Consider the following 15,086-nt stretch of genomic DNA (forward strand, 5'->3'; position numbering starts at 1 on the left):
GTTCGTCCTTGTTATGACCCTTCCAAGCAAAAGCGGGTGATCAGGGCGCGCAGCAAGTCCACCGTGGGGCGCACGCGATCGAGCGCGATGTATTCATCCGGCTGGTGGGCCTGCGCGAGGTCTCCTGGTCCCAATATGACCGTTTCCATGCCCATGGAGTTCAGGTAGGGCCCTTCGGTGCAGAACGCCACGGCCTCCGCCTGATGGCCGGTCAGTCGCTGCGCCGCCTGCACAATGGCGGATTCCTCGGGCGTGGCCATGGGCTCGGTGCCGTCGATCAGCGAGCGCACGTTGAGCGCGAGGCCGCTGCCCGCCAGCACCGCCTCCAGACGCTCGCGCAGCGTCGCGCGCAGGTGTCCCGGCTCCATCCCGGGCAGGGGGCGCAGGTCGATGTGCAGTTCACATTCGCCGCAGATGCGGTTGGGGTTGTCGCCGCCGTGCACGTGCCCCAGGTTCAGCGTGGGCACCGGCACCTCGAAGGCGGGATCGCGGTGCGCCGCCTGCAGTTCCGCGCGCCAGCGCATCAGCTCGCCCAACACCTTGTGCAGCCCCTCCAGGGCGTTGACGCCGAGGGCGGGGTTGCTGGAATGGCCGGAGCGGCCCTGCAGGTGGATCGCCTCCATCAGGATGCCCTTGTGGCGATGCACCGGCCGCAGGCCGGTAGGCTCGCCGATCACGGCGTAGCGCGCGCGGGGGCGGCCCAGTTCCACCAATGCCTTGGCGCCGTCCATGGAACTCTCTTCATCGGCGGTCGCAAGAATGATGAGCGGCTGCGCGAGCTGTCCCGCCTCGAGGTCGCGCGCGGCCTCCAGCGCCAGCGCGAAAAAACCCTTCATGTCCGCCGTGCCGAGGCCGTACAGGCGGTTGTCGGCCTCGGTGAGCCGAAAAGGGTCGTAGCGCCAGAGCGGGGCGTCGAAGGGCACCGTGTCGGTGTGGCCGGCCAGCACCAGACCGCCCGGGCCGCCGCCGAGCGTGGCGATGAGGTTGGCCTTGTGCGGCTGGGTCGGTAGCGGCAGCACCTCGACGGAAAAGCCCGCGCCATCCAGCCAGTTGGCCAGCAGGTCGATCACGGGCCGGTTGCTCTGGTCGAACGCCGGGCTGACGCTGCTGACCGACGGCGCGGCGATCAGCCCGTGCATCATCTCCAATAGCGGTGGGTAGGGGGAGCGGGTCGGCACGGTCGGCATGGAAGCGCTTGTTCGCGGGGATGCTCTGAGCATATCGCGGCCGCGGCGGGGCGGCAACACGCTGCCACGCAGGCGAAAAAAAACCCGCTGCCTCTACGGCAGCGGGTTCAAGAGGAGGTCGTTCGACCTGCTTCCCAGTACGGTTAGTTCGCCTGCGCGGTGGTCGCCGGGGTGTCCATGCAGTGGCTCAGCACGAGCGACGGCGGCTCGGTCGAGAAGGTGAACGGGGCGGTGCGACGCAGCACGCTCAGGCCCAGGATGTGACGCGTATCACCGGGGAACACGGCGGCTTCGACGTTGCGCACCACGCAGTTGTCGCCCAGCGTCACGGCCTCCAGGCGGTAGACGGGCACCACCTTGCGGCTGCCGTCGGCGAGCACGCCGGTCAGTTCACGCACGTACTCGGCGTTACCGCTGCTCTGCAGCTGCTCGAGCGACCGCTCGTTGATGGTCATGTAGCCGGAGCCGGTGTCGACCATGAACTCGACGTCCCCAACCCCCTGGATGGCGCCGTTCACGTAGAACGTGGACAGGCCCTTGTCATGCATGGGGACGTTGTGCGCCAGCTCCCCCCCGAAGGCTGGTGCACTAATGCCGATGGCGGCGGTCAAAATCGCGGTACCGAGTATTCTCACGTGCGTCTCCTAAGCTGCCCGTCGGCTCACGGCCGGCGGTTGTCAGTGCGAGGCCGGTTATTCGTCCCTCTGGGTGTGCCGGCAGTTCCCTCGCGTGTGTCGCGGGTGTCGGGCGCCGGCAACGACGGGGGCCATTTAGCCAGCCCGGGCCCGACAATTCTGTGAACCGACTTCCAGTAGGGAAATCCCTTAGCCACACGCACCTTGTGCGGGGTTTGCCGCTCCGGCGAGGTATAATGGCCGGCTATTCGGGCCCCCGCGGGCGGTAGCGACGCTATTGTCTGGAAAGTTGTGGGGTTATTTCGGGAACGCGGTGGGCGGGCGCCCATCCAACGGCAGCCGCGGCGCGGAACCCGCGCGGCGCCGGTAGCGCGGAGGTTATATGGCTGGGGATGTGAAGAAGGGCCTGAACAAGCACAGTCGAGTGGTCACGACGGGGGATCACCGGGCGCCGAATCGCGCGATGATGCGCGCGGTGGGCTTCCAGGACGGAGACTTCGACAAGCCGATCATCGGCGTGGCCAACGGCGACAGCAACATCACCCCCTGCAACGCGGGCCTGGGTGAGCTCGCGCGCGCGGCGGCCGAGGCGATCCACGGCGCGGGCGGTATGCCGCAGATGTTCGGCACCATCACCATCAGCGACGGCATCAGCATGGGCACCGAGGGCATGAAGTGCTCGCTGGTGAGCCGCGAGGTGATCGCCGACTCCATCGAGACGGTGTGCCGCGGCCAGTCGATGGACGGCGTGATCGCCGTGGGCGGGTGCGACAAGAACATGCCGGGGGCCCTGATCGCCATGGCGCGGCTGAACATCCCGGCGATCTTCGTGTACGGCGGCACCATCAAACCCGGCCATTACAAGGACAAGGACCTCACCGTGGTGAGCGTGTTCGAGGCGGTGGGCCAGTACGGCGCGGGCAAGATCACGCGCGACGACTTTGACGCCATCGAGCACAAGGCTTGCCCTGGCAAGGGTTCCTGCGGCGGCATGTTCACCGCCAACACCATGTCGAGTGCCATCGAGGCGATGGGCATGGCGCTGCCGTATTCCTCGACGCAGGCCGCCGAGGACCCGGAGAAAATGGAGAGCGCCATCGCGAGCGGGCGCATGCTCGTGCGGCTCATCGAGCAGGATCTCAAGCCCAGCGACATCATCACGCGGAAGTCGTTCGAGAACGCGATCAGTGTGGTGATGGCGGTTGGCGGCTCGACCAACGCGGTGCTGCACCTGCTCGCGCTGGCGCACGCCATGGGCGTGGACCTGTCCATCGACGACTTCGAGGCCATCCGTAAGCGCGTGCCGGTGTTCGCCGACCTCAAGCCTTCGGGGCGCTACGTCGCTACCGATCTGCACCGCGCCGGCGGCATCCCGCAGGTGATGAAGATGCTACTCAAGGCGGGGCTGTTGCACGGCGACTGCATGACGGTGACCGGCAAGACGGTGGCCGAAAACCTGGCCGGCATCCCCGACGTGCCGGACGCCGGGCAGGACGTGATCCTGCCGTTCGACCAGCCGCTGTACGCCAGCGGCCATTTGGCGATTCTGAAGGGCAATCTCGCACCGGACGGCTCGGTGGCCAAGATTTCGGGTCTCAAGACCATTAAGCTGACCGGCCCGGCGCGGGTGTTCGAGTCCGAAGAGGAGTGCATGGCGGCCATCATGGGCGACCGCATCCAGGCGGGCGACGTGATCGTGATCCGCTACGAGGGTCCGCAGGGCGGTCCCGGCATGCGCGAGATGCTCTCGCCCACCAGCGCCATCATCGGCAAGGGCCTGGGCGATTCGGTGGCGCTGATCACCGACGGGCGGTTCTCGGGCGGCACGTACGGGTTGGTGGTGGGGCACGTGGCCCCGGAGGCTCAGTGCGGCGGCCCCATCGCGCTGGTGCAGGAAGGCGACAGCATCACCGTGGACGCTACCGAGTTGCTGTTGCAGCTCAACGTCGACGAGGCTGAGCTCGAACGCCGCCGTGCGCAGTGGTCGCCGCCCGCGCCGCGCTATCGCCGCGGCGTGCTGGCCAAGTATGCCAAGCTGGTCTCGAGCGCCGCCAAGGGCGCCGTGACGGACGACCTGTAGCACAAAGCGCGGTAGCGTAAGGAGAATCGCGCCGCGGGCGGGCCTCTGGACCGCCCCGCGGCGCTCTCGCTACCTTTTGAGGGAATGGCTGGCTAGCGGGATTGGCCGGCGCTTTTCGCAATCCGATGGATGGACCGCCAAGAAAAAGGGCGGCGTCCGCTGGGATCGCCGCCCTCTCGCCGCCGGCCCACCGCGGGCCGGCGGTCCCTTACCAGGAACTGAGGTTGTCGCGCCGACGCCGCAGCCGCGGCAGCAGCAGCCCGAGCACCATGCCGCCGAACAACACCCCGGCGCCGATCAGGAACCATTCCTGCTGCACGCGGCGGTCCAGCAGCGACTTCTCCTGGCGCACCATGTCGAGGTCCTTCTCCAGCAGCACCGCCCGTTGCATCAACTCCCGGTTGTCCTGCTCAAGTTGCGCCGGACGCGCCGCCACTTCCTGCAGTCGCGTGAATTCCCCGTCGAGCTTGTTCTTGGCGCTCAGCAGCGCATCGCGCTCACGGCGCAACTCGTCGCGCTCGCCGCTCACCTCGCGATGGGTCGCCTGCAGTCGCTGATGACTTTCCTGAAGTTCCGCAAGGCGGCGCTCGGCGCGCGCCAGCCGGTCGCGGGCGACGGGCTGATCCACCAGGTATTGGGTGAGGACCCACCCTTCCAGACCGTCACGGGTGCGCACCCGCACATACTCACCGCTGTCGCCCGCCTCCAGCACGGTGAGCTGGGTGCCGCTCGGCAGCATGCGCAGGATGCGGAACTGGGTGCTCTGCCCCGCGCGCAGGTGGATGGTCAGCTCGTCGCTGACGTACTGCACACGTTCGGCCGCGGCGGCCGCGCCGGCGCCGATCAGCAGGAGGATGATAAGAATGATTCGCGCCATGCCGCCGCCGTCTCCGTGGATGAGGAAAAAAACCGATCGCGTATGCTAGTGGACAGGCACGCGGGTCACTGCGCAGCCACTCACATTTCCGGTCTTCGATTGGTGTGTCACACGGCTGTCACATTGCGCCGCTGTAATAGCCCGGCAACAAACGGGAGAGAACGCAGTGTCCAAGACGGTACTGGTGGTCGAAGACGAAGGCGCCATTCGAGAGATGCTGACCCTCGTGCTCGAGGACGAGGGTTTCGAGGTGGTGGCGGTGGCGGACGGGCACCAGGCCCAGGCGGCCTTGGCGCGGCGAGCGCCGGACGTCATTTTGCTCGACTGGATGCTGCCCGGTGTGAGCGGGCTGGAGCTGACGCGGCGCTGGAAAGGCCAGGCCGACACGTGCGAGATACCGATCATCATGCTCACCGCCCGCCTGGAAGAGGATGACCGCGTGCGCGGGCTGGACGCGGGCGCCGACGACTATGTCGGCAAGCCGTTCTCGCCGCGCGAGTTGTTGGCGCGCGTGCGGGCGCAACTGCGCCGGCGCGAGGTGAACCCGACCGAGACCCTGGAGGTCGACGGCCTCAGTCTCGATGCGGCGGCGCACCGCGTCCGTGCCGACGGGCAGCGCGTCGACCTCGGCCCCACTGAGTATCGCCTGCTGCATTTCTTCATGACCCATCCCGAGCGCGTGTACAGCCGCGCGCAGCTGCTCGACCATGTCTGGGGCGGCGACGTGTATATCGAAGAGCGCACCGTGGATGTGCACATCCGTCGGCTGCGCAAGGCGCTGGAGCCCTATGGGCGCGATCGCTACATCCAGACCGTGCGCGGCAGCGGGTATCGCTTCTCCAAGCAGGTCTGAGCGTTGAGTAATCCCTGGGCCAAGGAGGCGTGGCGGGTCGCCGCCGGGCTCCTCGTACTGCTGCTGCTCGGTTGGTGGAGCGGCGCCTGGGGGCTGCTGCTCTGGTTGGGGCTGGCCGGATACCTCGCCTGGCACCTCTATCAACTGGCGCGCCTCGAGCGCTGGCTGCGCCTCGGCAAGCACTATCATCCGCCCTCGGCGAGCGGGATTTGGGACGAGGTCTACTACCAGATCTATCGCCTGCAGCAGCGTAACCGTAAGCGCAAGCGCAAGCTCGCCGCCATGCTGGACCGCTTCCAGGAATCCACCGCCGCCATGCCGGACCCGACCGTGGTGCTCGGCAAGGGCTGGGACATCCAGTGGATGAACGAGGCCGCCAAACGCACCCTCGGCCTGCACCCCGGCAAGGACGTCGGCCAGCGCATCGACAACCTGTTGCGTCATCCGACCTTGGTGGCGTTCCTCGAGCAGGGCGACTACACGCGCGCCATCGAAATCCCGTCGCCGCTGGACGATCAGGCGCTGCTGTCGATCAACATCGTCCCCTACGGTAAGGACCAGCGCCTGCTGATCGCGCGCGACGTCACGCGCCTGCGCCAGTTGGAGCAGGTGCGGCGCGATTTCATCGCCAATATCTCGCACGAGCTGCGGACCCCGCTCACCGTGTTCAAGGGCTTCCTGGAGATGATCGTGAGTGCCGGGGACGAAGCCGCGCGGCGCTGGCAACGCCCGCTTACGCTGATGACGCAGCAGGTCGATCGGATGCACTACCTGGTGGAGCGCCTGTTGTTGCTGTCGCGGTTGGAGACGGGGCGGCTGCCGTTCAATCCCGCGGCGGTGAATGTCGCCGATATGGTGCGGCGGATCTGCGATGAGGCGCGCGCCCTGAGCGGCGAGCGCGGCCACCGCATCGAATGCGAGACGACGGACGCGCTGTGGCTCGACGGCAGTAGCGAGGAGTTGCGCAGCGCCTTTTCGAACCTCGTGTTCAACGCCGTGCGCTATACGCCCGACGGCGGCGAGATCGCGGTGCGCTGGGCGCGCCGCGGCGAGCAGGGTGTGTTCAGCGTCACCGATAGCGGGGTGGGCATCAGCGCCCTGCATCTGCCGCGCCTGACGGAGCGCTTCTATCGGGTGGACAGCGCGCGCGACCAGGGCAGCGGCGGCACCGGGCTCGGCCTTGCAATCGTCAAGCACGTGCTCGGTCGTCACGGTGCGCACCTGGACATCGCTAGTACGCCGGGCGTGGGCAGCACCTTCAGCTGTGTGTTCCCCGCGGCGGTGCTGCGCGCCGCGCCGCCGGCGGCCGGTGAAGAAAGGGTTTAGCGTGACCTTCGCCTGCCTTTGAAAACGGGCAAGGACCGCCCCTTGTCGTCGCGCGGCGAGGCGTCACGCAAGCTTCACCGGCCGGTCACACGCTTGTCACGTGCCGCTGCAACACTGCCCGCGTGGTCTGGGCCCTGCCCGGCAGAGTGTGCAAACCGAGGAGTAACACGATGAAGTTGACCAAGTGGCTTGTAGGGGGCGTGTTGGCGGGCGCCGTGGCGAGCAGCGGATTGGCCGCCGAAGGCGCGCGCGTCGATGCGAAGCTACCCGAATATCAGCGCGCGAGCGGCGTGTCTGGGAACTTCTCCAGCATCGGCTCGGACACGCTGAACAACCTGATGACGCTGTGGGCCGAGGAGTTCGGGCGCCATTACCCCAACGTGAACGTGCAGATTCAGGGCGCCGGTACCTCCACCGCGCCGCCGGCAATCACCGAAGGCACCGCCAACTTCGGTCCCATGAGCCGCGAGATGCGCCAGAGCGAGATCCAGGCCTTCGAGCGGCGTCACGGTTACGCGCCCACGCTGATCCCGGTCGCGATCGACGTGTTGGCGGTGTACGTGCACCGCGACAACCCCATCGAAGGGCTGAGCATTCCCGAGCTGGACGCGATCTTCTCCGCCACCCGCCGCTGCGGCAGCGCGGGGGACATCACCCGCTGGGGTCAGGTGGGACTGACCGGCGCGTGGGCCAACCGCGACTTCACGCTCTACAGCCGCAATGCGGTGTCCGGCACCTACGGCTACTTCAAGCAGCATGCGCTGTGCGACGGCGACTTCAAGCCCAGCATCAACGAGCAGCCGGGTTCGGCCTCGGTGGTGCAGGGGGTGGCCAACTCGCTGAACGGCATCGGCTACTCGGGCATCGGCTACATGACCTCGGGCGTGAAGGCGATCGGCCTGGCGCGCAACGACGGCGAACAGCCGGTCAAGCCGACCGCGGAGACCGCCGCCGACGGCAGTTATCCGCTGGCCCGCTTCCTGTACGTGGCGCTCAACAAGCACCCGAACCGTCCGCTGTCGCCCATGGAGCGCGAGTTCATCAAGCTGGTGATGTCGCGTCAGGGCCAGGAGGTGGTGGTGCGGGACGGCTACATCCCGCTGCCTGCGGCCGTCGCCGAGCGGGAACTCAAGAAGCTCGGTATCCAATAGATACCGGGTCAGGTGCGGTAACCGACCGGCGCCCCAGGGCGCCGGTTTTTCTTTACGGCCCCTAGAGCGCGACGACGACCAGGATCGTCATCAACGCCAGTATGAGCAGGGCACCCGCCACCGCCAGCGGATTGCGGTGCATCAACTGATAGATCATCAGATTGATCGGGCCGACCGGCCGGGAGCGCGCGAGCAGGGGCCGGATATCGCGTTCGAAGGTCTCCGGCGTGTAGAAGGGGGTGCCGTAGCCGCTGCGTAGCAGAACCGCGACCGGTCCGTAGGTGATCAGCCGCTTGTCGTGCAGGCTCTCCTCCGGCGGAATCTGCAGCACCTGCCCGCGGTGATCGCGTAGGTACATTAGGCTTCCCCGGCGGCCGATGCGGTTGCGCAGCGCCTGGCGCATCGGGCCGAGCAACAAGGGTGTCGCGAGCATCAGCCCGCCGAGCAACAGGCCGAGGCGCCACAGGATGTCGGGATCTACCGGAGCGGACAGCCTGAACAGGAGCAGGGTCGCGATGACGATGCCGATTAAGCCGACGCCCTGCAGAAGCGCCCCGAGCTTGAGCATGCGCTCCAGGCGCTGCATCGCCGCGGCATCGGGTTCGATCCAACGCACCAAGGGGTAGCGATCGGCGGGCGCGAAATGGGTCGTGGGGCTAGTTCTTCCCGTGGGGGACGTGGTACCACGCGCGTCCGCCCGCACAATGAGGACCCCGATCCCTAACACCGTGAAGCCGAGCACGAGTGCGGCGATGAAGGCATGGTCGCCCCGCCGCAACGCGGCGGCGCGCTGTTCGGCGCGTTCTGCCAATGCCTCCGCAAAAGCCCCATTGCCAAAGGGTGCGGCCGTCAGCGCGTCGGGGTCGATCGCGTACAAGGCGATGCCCGCCCGATCGGCCACGATCATGCGCTCGCCGAAGCGCACGACGGCGCTCAGGTTGGCGGTCGCCGGCAGCGCGACGGGGATGGGGGGATCCTCCGGGGAATCGTGGACGCGCAACTCGCCGTCGTTGAGCCAGCCGTCTGCGTGCAGGATCCAGAGCCGGTCGGCGGGACCGACGGCGAAGGTGGTGGGCCGCCGCCCGGCGCCCGCGCTGAGGTAGCGGCGCTCGTGGATCAGCTCCTGCTCGGTGAGGCTGAAGACGTCGAGGCGCTGGCGTCTGGTGTTGGCCACCAGCAGGCGCTCGTCGGCGGTCAGTGCGATGCGGTTGGGGTACTCCAGCACGACGGGTGCCTGAAGGTGCTGCGTCCCGCCCTCCGGCGTGTGCAGCAACAGTCGGTGGCTGCGGGTGTCGGCGATGAACAGCCGCCCGCTCGCTTCGTCCAGGTGGAACTTGAAGGTGCCGACGAAGGTGGAGTCGTCGGCCTCGAACAGCGTGGCGCAGGCGCCACGTGCGGGATCGCAGCGCAGGATGCGCTTGTCGGCGGCATCGCCGATCAGCACCTCGCCACCGGCGAGCACCTGCAGATCGGCCGTGATGCCACGGATGCCCAAGCTCGTCAACGCGACCTCGTGCACGGATTGACCCTGCTCATCCGCGCAGTGCAAGGTGTCGCCCAGTACCGTGCAGAGCAACCCATCGGCGGCGGCCAGCAGTTCCGGCCCCTGTAACGTCGAGGCGGTGTTGCCGGCTGTTGCGCGGATGCCGATCGCGCCCAGCAACGCGAGCGTCAGCAGGACGGCTAGCGCGTTCTGTGTCGGTGTGCCTTTCATGGTGTCCACTCTCATTCTTGTTGTTTTTTAGCGGCCTAACAGTACAGGAATCGCGGCGCGCCAGCGAGGCGGGGCTGCCGCGCATCCATGACGGGGGGAGTTGCGCAATGGGCGCGCGCCATTGATGCTAGTGACCCCATCGGTCAACGAGGACGTGAGCCGCGGTCGACGCCCCGGTACACGCCCGCCCGCCTCGGCGCGCGCGTCGCGGCGTCCCCTAGTTCAGCTTGGAGGCGCATGAACCTCGCTCGCCTGGTCAACGTCGAGCCGCACGAAGTCCGCGCGGTGCTTTGGTCGTTCGTCTATTTCTTCGCGTTGCTGTGCAGCTACTACGTGCTGCGCCCGGTGCGCGACGAAATGGGCATCACCGCGGGCGTGGAGAACCTGCAATGGCTGTTCACCGGCACCTTCATCGCCATGCTGGTGGCGGTGCCCATCTACGGCTATGCGGTGCGGCGCTTCGCGCGGCGGCGGCTGGTGCCGGTGGTGTACGGCTTCTTCGTGCTCAATCTGCTGGGCTTTTATGCGCTGTTCCAGTCGCCCGTCCCGCCCGCGTATGTGGCGATGGCGTTCTTCGTCTGGGTGAGCGTGTTCAATCTGTTCGTGGTGTCGGTGTTCTGGAGCTTCATGGCCGACCTCTACAGCGACGCGCAGGCGCGCCGCTTGTTCGGGTTCATCGCGGCGGGCGGCAGCGCGGGCGCCATCCTCGGTCCCATGATCACCACGCTGCTGGCCGTGCCGCTGGGGCCGGTAAACCTGCTCCTGATCTCGGCGGCGCTGCTGCTGGTGGCGACCTTCGCGGTGTCGCGCCTGGGGCGCGGGGCCCCGGTGCGCGCGCTGAGCGCGGGGGAGCGGGATGCCGTGGAGCGCCCGGTGGGCGGGGGCGTGTTCGCGGGCTTTCGGCTGTTCGTGCGCTCGCCCTACCTGCTGGGCATCGGCGCCTACATCCTGCTGTACACCACGCTCGCGACCTTTCTCTATTTCCAGCAGGCGCACATCGTGCGCGACGCCTTCGACGACTCGGCGACCCGCACGGCTGTTTTTGCCGCGGTCGACCTCGCGGTGAACACGCTCACGCTGCTCACGCAGATCTTCATCACCAGCCGCCTGGTGAAGGGGCTCGGCTTAGGACGCACGCTGGCGCTGGTGCCGGCCTTTCTGCTGTTCGGCTTCGCCGCGCTGGCGGCGGCGCCCGTGCTGGTAACCATCCTCGCGGTGCAGATCCTGCGCCGGGCGGGCAACTTCGCCATCGCGCGCCCTGCGCGCGAGATGCTGTTCACCGTGGTATCGCGTGAAGAGAAGTACAAGGCCAAGAGCGTGATCGACACGGTGGTCTACCGCGGCGGCGACGCGGTGAGCGGCTGGGCGTTCGCGGGGCTGATGGCGCTGGGGCTCGGCCTCGGCGGGATCGCGCTGGTGGCCGTGCCGCTGGCGGCGCTATGGTTGGGCGTAGGGCTATGGCTCGGGCGTCGCCAGGAGGCGCTGGGCGGTGCGCGCCGCGCGACAGCGGCGCCGGGTCCGGCCGTGCCCGTGCCTGCCGAGGAACGCTGACGGAGGATGATATGAAGGACTGGCGTTGCACACGGCGCGCTCTCTTAAAGGGCGCGGCGGGCGTGGTCGGCCTGGGGGCGGTGGGCGCCCTGGGGGTGAGCGGCGCGGCGTCGGCCGCCGCCGCGCCTTCACCGCACGCCCGACCCATCGGCCGCGCCGGTGAGCGCGTGCCGGTGATCGGCCTGGGCACCTACCGCACCTTCGATCTGGCTGCAGGCGACCCGGCCAATGCGGATCGCGCGCAGGTGCTGGAGCGCTTCGTCGCCCTGGGCGGGCGCGTGATCGACAGCTCCCCGATGTACGGCGAGGCGGAGGGCGCCGTGGGGCGGCTCGCCGGACAGGTCGGCGTGGCCGACCGCCTGTTCTATGCGACCAAGGTCTGGACCCAGGGCGCGCAGGCAGGCGTGCGCCAGATGGAGGCCTCGGCGCGGCTGATGGGCGCGCCGGTCATCGACCTGATGCAGATCCACAACCTGCTCGACTGGCAGACGCATCTCGAGACCCTCTACGAATGGAAGGCGGCAGGGCGTATTCGCTACATCGGCATCACGCACTACACCAACACCGCCTTGGACGATCTCGCGCGGATCATCGAGCGCGAGGACATCGACAGCGTGCAACTCGCCTACAACATCGCCAACCGCGAGCCCGAACGGCGCCTGTTGCCGCTCGCGCGCGAGAAGGGCGTGGCGGTGCTGGTCAACCGCCCGTTTCAGCAGGGAGCCTTGTTCCGCGCCACGCGCGGCAGCGACCTGCCGGGCTGGGCGTCCGAATGCGACTGCGACACCTGGGCGCAGGTGTTCCTCAAGTTCATCGTCTCCCATCCGGCCGTGACAGTCGCCCTGCCGGCCACCTCACGCCTGCGCCACCTGGAGGACAATATGCAGGCCAGCTTTGGGCGCCTGCCCGACGAGCCACTGCGCGAGCGCATGGCGGCTCACCTCGCGACGCTGTAAACGGGCCGCAACCAGCCGCTTTTCCCATGACCCCAGACGGAGTAAGGTTTCTTTAGCGCCGCCGGATGCGACCGAGGGGGGAGGATGAGTAAGAAGATCGAGCAGTTGGACGTTCCGTTGAACCGCGACGTATTCCTGCGCGAGTTGCTACGCGAGCTGGCCGGCACGCTGGAGGAGGTGGTCGGCTTCGAGGAAGCGGCCGGGTTCATCAGCATCGTCGGGCAGCACATCGGGGACTGGATCAACGCCGACTATCGCGCCGCGCTAGGGGCCGAGCAGCTGTCGCGTGAGCAGGTGGCGGAGGTCCTGGTGGACCTGAAGCGCCGTATTCAAGGCGACTTCCATCTGATTTCCGCGGACGCCGACAAGCTCGTGCTCGGTAATCGGGCCTGCCCCTTCGGGGACAAGGTGAAGGACCGCAATTCCCTTTGCATGATGACGTCCAACGTATTCGGCACCGTCGCGGCCGAGAACCTCGCTTACGCGAAGGTCGCCCTGCATCAGACCATCGCGCGTGGTGACGCGGCCTGCCGCATCGTGGTCCATCTGCGCGACGGGCAGGAAGCGGAACAGGACCAGGGCATCGAGTATTTCGGGTCCTGAACCCATGTCGGCCGAACAGTTTCTGCGCCTCGCGGACGGTCTACCCGAGGCGCTGCTGCTGGTGGCCCGCGACGGGACCGTGCTCAGCGTCAATCGCGCAGCCGGCCGCTTGCTAGGTCTTCCACGCGCCTGCTCGGGTGACCTCAAGTTACATGCGCTGGTGGATAACCCGCCCGCACAGATCGACAAGCTGTTGCGCGACTGGACGCGCAGCAGCCAGCCGTTGCCCGCACCCATCCGCTGGCGCCCCGGACGTGCAGGCGACCTGTCGGGCTGGCGCTGCACGGCGTTCACATTCGCAAACCCGGGCGATGCCGCGCGTGGGCACGTTGTGCTGCGCTGCCAGCCGGGGCGGACGGCGCTCAGCGACTTCCAGGCCCTGAATCGGGAGTTGGCGCGCCAGCAGGCCACGTTGCGCAAGCTGCACGCGAGCCGCGAAGCGTTGGAGCGCGCCCACGAGAATGCCCTGGTGACGCTGATGAGCATCGGAGATGCCGTCATCGCGACCGACGCTCGGGCGCGGGTCGAGACCATGAATCCGGTGGCGGAGGCGCTCACGGGCTGGCCGCAGCACGAGGCGGCGGGCAAGCCGCTCGGCGAGGTGTTTCGCATCGTGAATGAGTTCACGCGGGAGCCGGCTCTCGATCCGGTCGCGCGCTGCATTGCGGAAGGGCGTACCGTCGGGCTGGCGAGCCACACGGCACTCCTCGCGCGCGACGGCACCGAGTACGTCGTCGAGAATTCCGCCGCCCCCATACGCCGCCGAGACGGCGAGATCATCGGCGTGGTGCTCGTGTTCCGCGACGTCACCGAGGATCGCCTGGCGCAACGCCAACTCCACTACCTTGCGCAGCACGATGCGCTCACCGCGCTGTACAACCGCCACTACTTCGAGCGGGAGTTGGAGCGTGCGGTTCAGGTCGCGCGCCGCGGCGCGCTGCGTTACGCCATGCTCTACGTCGATCTCGATCAGTTCAAGGTGGTCAACGACACCGAGGGCCACGCGGTGGGCGACGAGCTGTTGCGCGAGGTCGGGAGTCTGCTCGGACAGCGGGTGCGCAAGGGCGACCTCATTGCCCGCCTCGGAGGCGACGAGTTCGGGCTGTTGCTGACCGACGTGTCGCGGCGTGAGGCCATGGAGTTCGCGCATGAGCTGCTGCAACGCGTAAAGGGCCATCGCTTCGCGCGCCACGGAGTGGATTATGAGATCAGCGCCAGCATCGGCATCGCGATGGTCGGGTCGGAGACCAGCTCCGCTGCGGAAGCGCTGCGTTTTGCCGACATCGCCTGCTACATCGCCAAGCGCAACGGACGCAGCCGCGTGCACATGTACGACGACGCGGAGGAGGTCAACGTCGCCACGGTGGGCGAGATGCAGTTGGTCAACGCGCTGCGCCATGCGCTCGCCAACGATGCCTTCGAGTTGCATTTCCAGCCCATCGTGCACATCGCGAGCGGCGAGACGCGGGGCTATGAGGTGTTGTTGCGCATGCGGCGGCCGGACGGCACGTTGCTGCCTCCCGGCGCCTTCATACCGATCGCCGAACGCTACGGCTTGATGACCGAGATCGATCTGTGGGTGGTGCCGCGCGCGCTGCGCGCGCTGGAGGATGCCGACCGACGCGGGCAACCGATCGCGCTGTCCGTCAATCTCTCCGGCTCCTCGCTGGGCGATGCGGCCGCACTTGCCGCCATCAAGAAGCTGTGCCGCGCTTTGCGGGTGCCCGCCGCCCGCGTCACGTTCGAGATCACCGAGACGGCCGCCATCGCGGTAGTGCACATCGAGCGCGCTCAGGCTTTTATGCGCGAGCTTCAAGGCCTCGGGTGCCGCTTTGCGCTGGACGATTTCGGCACCGGCTTCAGCTCGTTCGCCTACCTCAAGTGCCTGCCGGTGGACATCGTGAAGATCGACGGCACCTTCGTGCGCGACATCCTCTCGGATCCGGTAGACCAGGCCATGGTGCGCTCCCTCAACCAGATCGCGCATTCCCTCGGCAAGGAGACGGTGGCCGAGTTCGTGGAGAGCGAGGCTGTCCTCGCATGCCTGCGGGAGTTCGGCGTCGACCACGCGCAGGGTTACTACCTGGGCAGGCCCGGCCCGGCCATATCCTAGGGGTGGCTGATGCCGCCCGCTGCGGCAGAATCACCGCGCG

The 15,086-nt window shown here is 67.7% G+C and carries 12 protein-coding genes; 8 read left to right on the forward strand and 4 right to left on the reverse strand.

Going from position 1 to position 15,086, the window contains the following annotated elements:
• Positions 1 to 11: 11 nt before the first annotated feature.
• Complete coding sequence (gene argE / locus HUS23_11685; GenBank protein ID QKT04422.1) at positions 12 to 1,187, reverse strand: acetylornithine deacetylase; 1,176 nt, start codon at positions 1,185 to 1,187, stop codon at positions 12 to 14.
• A gap of 143 nt (positions 1,188 to 1,330) precedes the next feature.
• Positions 1,331 to 1,735 carry a clan AA aspartic protease gene (locus tag HUS23_11690; GenBank protein ID QKT05065.1) on the reverse strand — a complete coding sequence of 135 codons (405 nt, stop codon included), beginning with the start codon at positions 1,733 to 1,735 and terminating at the stop codon, positions 1,331 to 1,333.
• Positions 1,736 to 2,204: 469 nt separating this feature from the next.
• Here HUS23_11690 and ilvD point away from each other — a divergent pair, with 469 nt between their 5' ends.
• The gene (gene ilvD / locus HUS23_11695) at positions 2,205 to 3,902 is read left to right on the forward strand and encodes a dihydroxy-acid dehydratase (GenBank protein ID QKT04423.1); all 1,698 of its coding nucleotides are present in this window, start codon (positions 2,205 to 2,207) and stop codon (positions 3,900 to 3,902) included.
• A 208-nt stretch (positions 3,903 to 4,110) separates the two neighbouring features.
• Here ilvD and HUS23_11700 read toward each other — a convergent pair whose 3' ends face one another.
• Entirely contained in the window at positions 4,111 to 4,779 is a 669-nt protein-coding gene (locus tag HUS23_11700; protein QKT04424.1) for a TIGR04211 family SH3 domain-containing protein, read from the reverse strand.
• Positions 4,780 to 4,945: 166 nt separating this feature from the next.
• On the opposite strand from HUS23_11700, the gene phoB reads away from it, so the two are divergent.
• The 3 genes from phoB to pstS all read left to right on the forward strand — a co-directional run bounded on the left by phoB (position 4,946) and on the right by pstS (position 8,109).
• The gene (gene phoB, locus HUS23_11705; GenBank protein ID QKT04425.1) at positions 4,946 to 5,632 is read left to right on the forward strand and encodes a phosphate regulon transcriptional regulator PhoB; all 687 of its coding nucleotides are present in this window, start codon (positions 4,946 to 4,948) and stop codon (positions 5,630 to 5,632) included.
• Positions 5,633 to 5,635: 3 nt separating this feature from the next.
• Complete coding sequence (phoR, locus tag HUS23_11710) at positions 5,636 to 6,958, forward strand: phosphate regulon sensor histidine kinase PhoR (GenBank protein QKT04426.1); 1,323 nt, start codon at positions 5,636 to 5,638, stop codon at positions 6,956 to 6,958.
• Between the two features lie 170 nt (positions 6,959 to 7,128).
• Positions 7,129 to 8,109 (forward strand): phosphate ABC transporter substrate-binding protein PstS family protein, encoded by a 981-nt coding sequence (gene pstS / locus HUS23_11715; protein ID QKT04427.1) that lies wholly within the window; start codon positions 7,129 to 7,131, stop codon positions 8,107 to 8,109.
• A gap of 61 nt (positions 8,110 to 8,170) precedes the next feature.
• Here pstS and HUS23_11720 read toward each other — a convergent pair whose 3' ends face one another.
• Positions 8,171 to 9,823 (reverse strand): hypothetical protein, encoded by a 1,653-nt coding sequence (locus HUS23_11720; protein QKT04428.1) that lies wholly within the window; start codon positions 9,821 to 9,823, stop codon positions 8,171 to 8,173.
• A 237-nt stretch (positions 9,824 to 10,060) separates the two neighbouring features.
• Between HUS23_11720 and HUS23_11725 the strand changes: the two genes are divergently transcribed.
• From HUS23_11725 to HUS23_11740, 4 genes are all read left to right on the forward strand, one after another.
• Entirely contained in the window at positions 10,061 to 11,374 is a 1,314-nt protein-coding gene (locus HUS23_11725; protein QKT04429.1) for an MFS transporter, read from the forward strand.
• Between the two features lie 11 nt (positions 11,375 to 11,385).
• On the forward strand, positions 11,386 to 12,330 hold the full coding sequence (locus HUS23_11730) for an aldo/keto reductase (GenBank protein ID QKT04430.1): 945 nt from the start codon (positions 11,386 to 11,388) through the stop codon (positions 12,328 to 12,330).
• 84 nt (positions 12,331 to 12,414) lie between these two features.
• Positions 12,415 to 12,933: a transcriptional regulator gene (locus tag HUS23_11735; protein ID QKT04431.1), complete on the forward strand. Its 519-nt coding sequence runs from the start codon at positions 12,415 to 12,417 to the stop codon at positions 12,931 to 12,933.
• Positions 12,934 to 12,937: 4 nt separating this feature from the next.
• The gene (locus tag HUS23_11740; protein ID QKT04432.1) at positions 12,938 to 15,046 is read left to right on the forward strand and encodes an EAL domain-containing protein; all 2,109 of its coding nucleotides are present in this window, start codon (positions 12,938 to 12,940) and stop codon (positions 15,044 to 15,046) included.
• The last annotated feature ends 40 nt before the right edge of the window (positions 15,047 to 15,086 follow it).

It is taken from the genome of Ectothiorhodospiraceae bacterium 2226 (genome assembly GCA_013348725.1).
In the GTDB taxonomy this organism is placed as follows: Bacteria; Pseudomonadota; Gammaproteobacteria.

Coding starts and splice junctions, on each gene's coding strand:
- argE (QKT04422.1), bottom strand. CDS start 1,187: ATGCCGACCGTGCCGACCCGCTCCCCCTACCCACCGCTATTGGAGATG.
- HUS23_11690 (QKT05065.1), bottom strand. CDS start 1,735: ATGCATGACAAGGGCCTGTCCACGTTCTACGTGAACGGCGCCATCCAG.
- ilvD (QKT04423.1), top strand. CDS start 2,205: ATGGCTGGGGATGTGAAGAAGGGCCTGAACAAGCACAGTCGAGTGGTC.
- HUS23_11700 (QKT04424.1), bottom strand. CDS start 4,779: ATGGCGCGAATCATTCTTATCATCCTCCTGCTGATCGGCGCCGGCGCG.
- pstS (QKT04427.1), top strand. CDS start 7,129: ATGAAGTTGACCAAGTGGCTTGTAGGGGGCGTGTTGGCGGGCGCCGTG.
- HUS23_11720 (QKT04428.1), bottom strand. CDS start 9,823: ATGAAAGGCACACCGACACAGAACGCGCTAGCCGTCCTGCTGACGCTC.
- HUS23_11725 (QKT04429.1), top strand. CDS start 10,061: ATGAACCTCGCTCGCCTGGTCAACGTCGAGCCGCACGAAGTCCGCGCG.
- HUS23_11730 (QKT04430.1), top strand. CDS start 11,386: ATGAAGGACTGGCGTTGCACACGGCGCGCTCTCTTAAAGGGCGCGGCG.
- HUS23_11735 (QKT04431.1), top strand. CDS start 12,415: ATGAGTAAGAAGATCGAGCAGTTGGACGTTCCGTTGAACCGCGACGTA.
- HUS23_11740 (QKT04432.1), top strand. CDS start 12,938: ATGTCGGCCGAACAGTTTCTGCGCCTCGCGGACGGTCTACCCGAGGCG.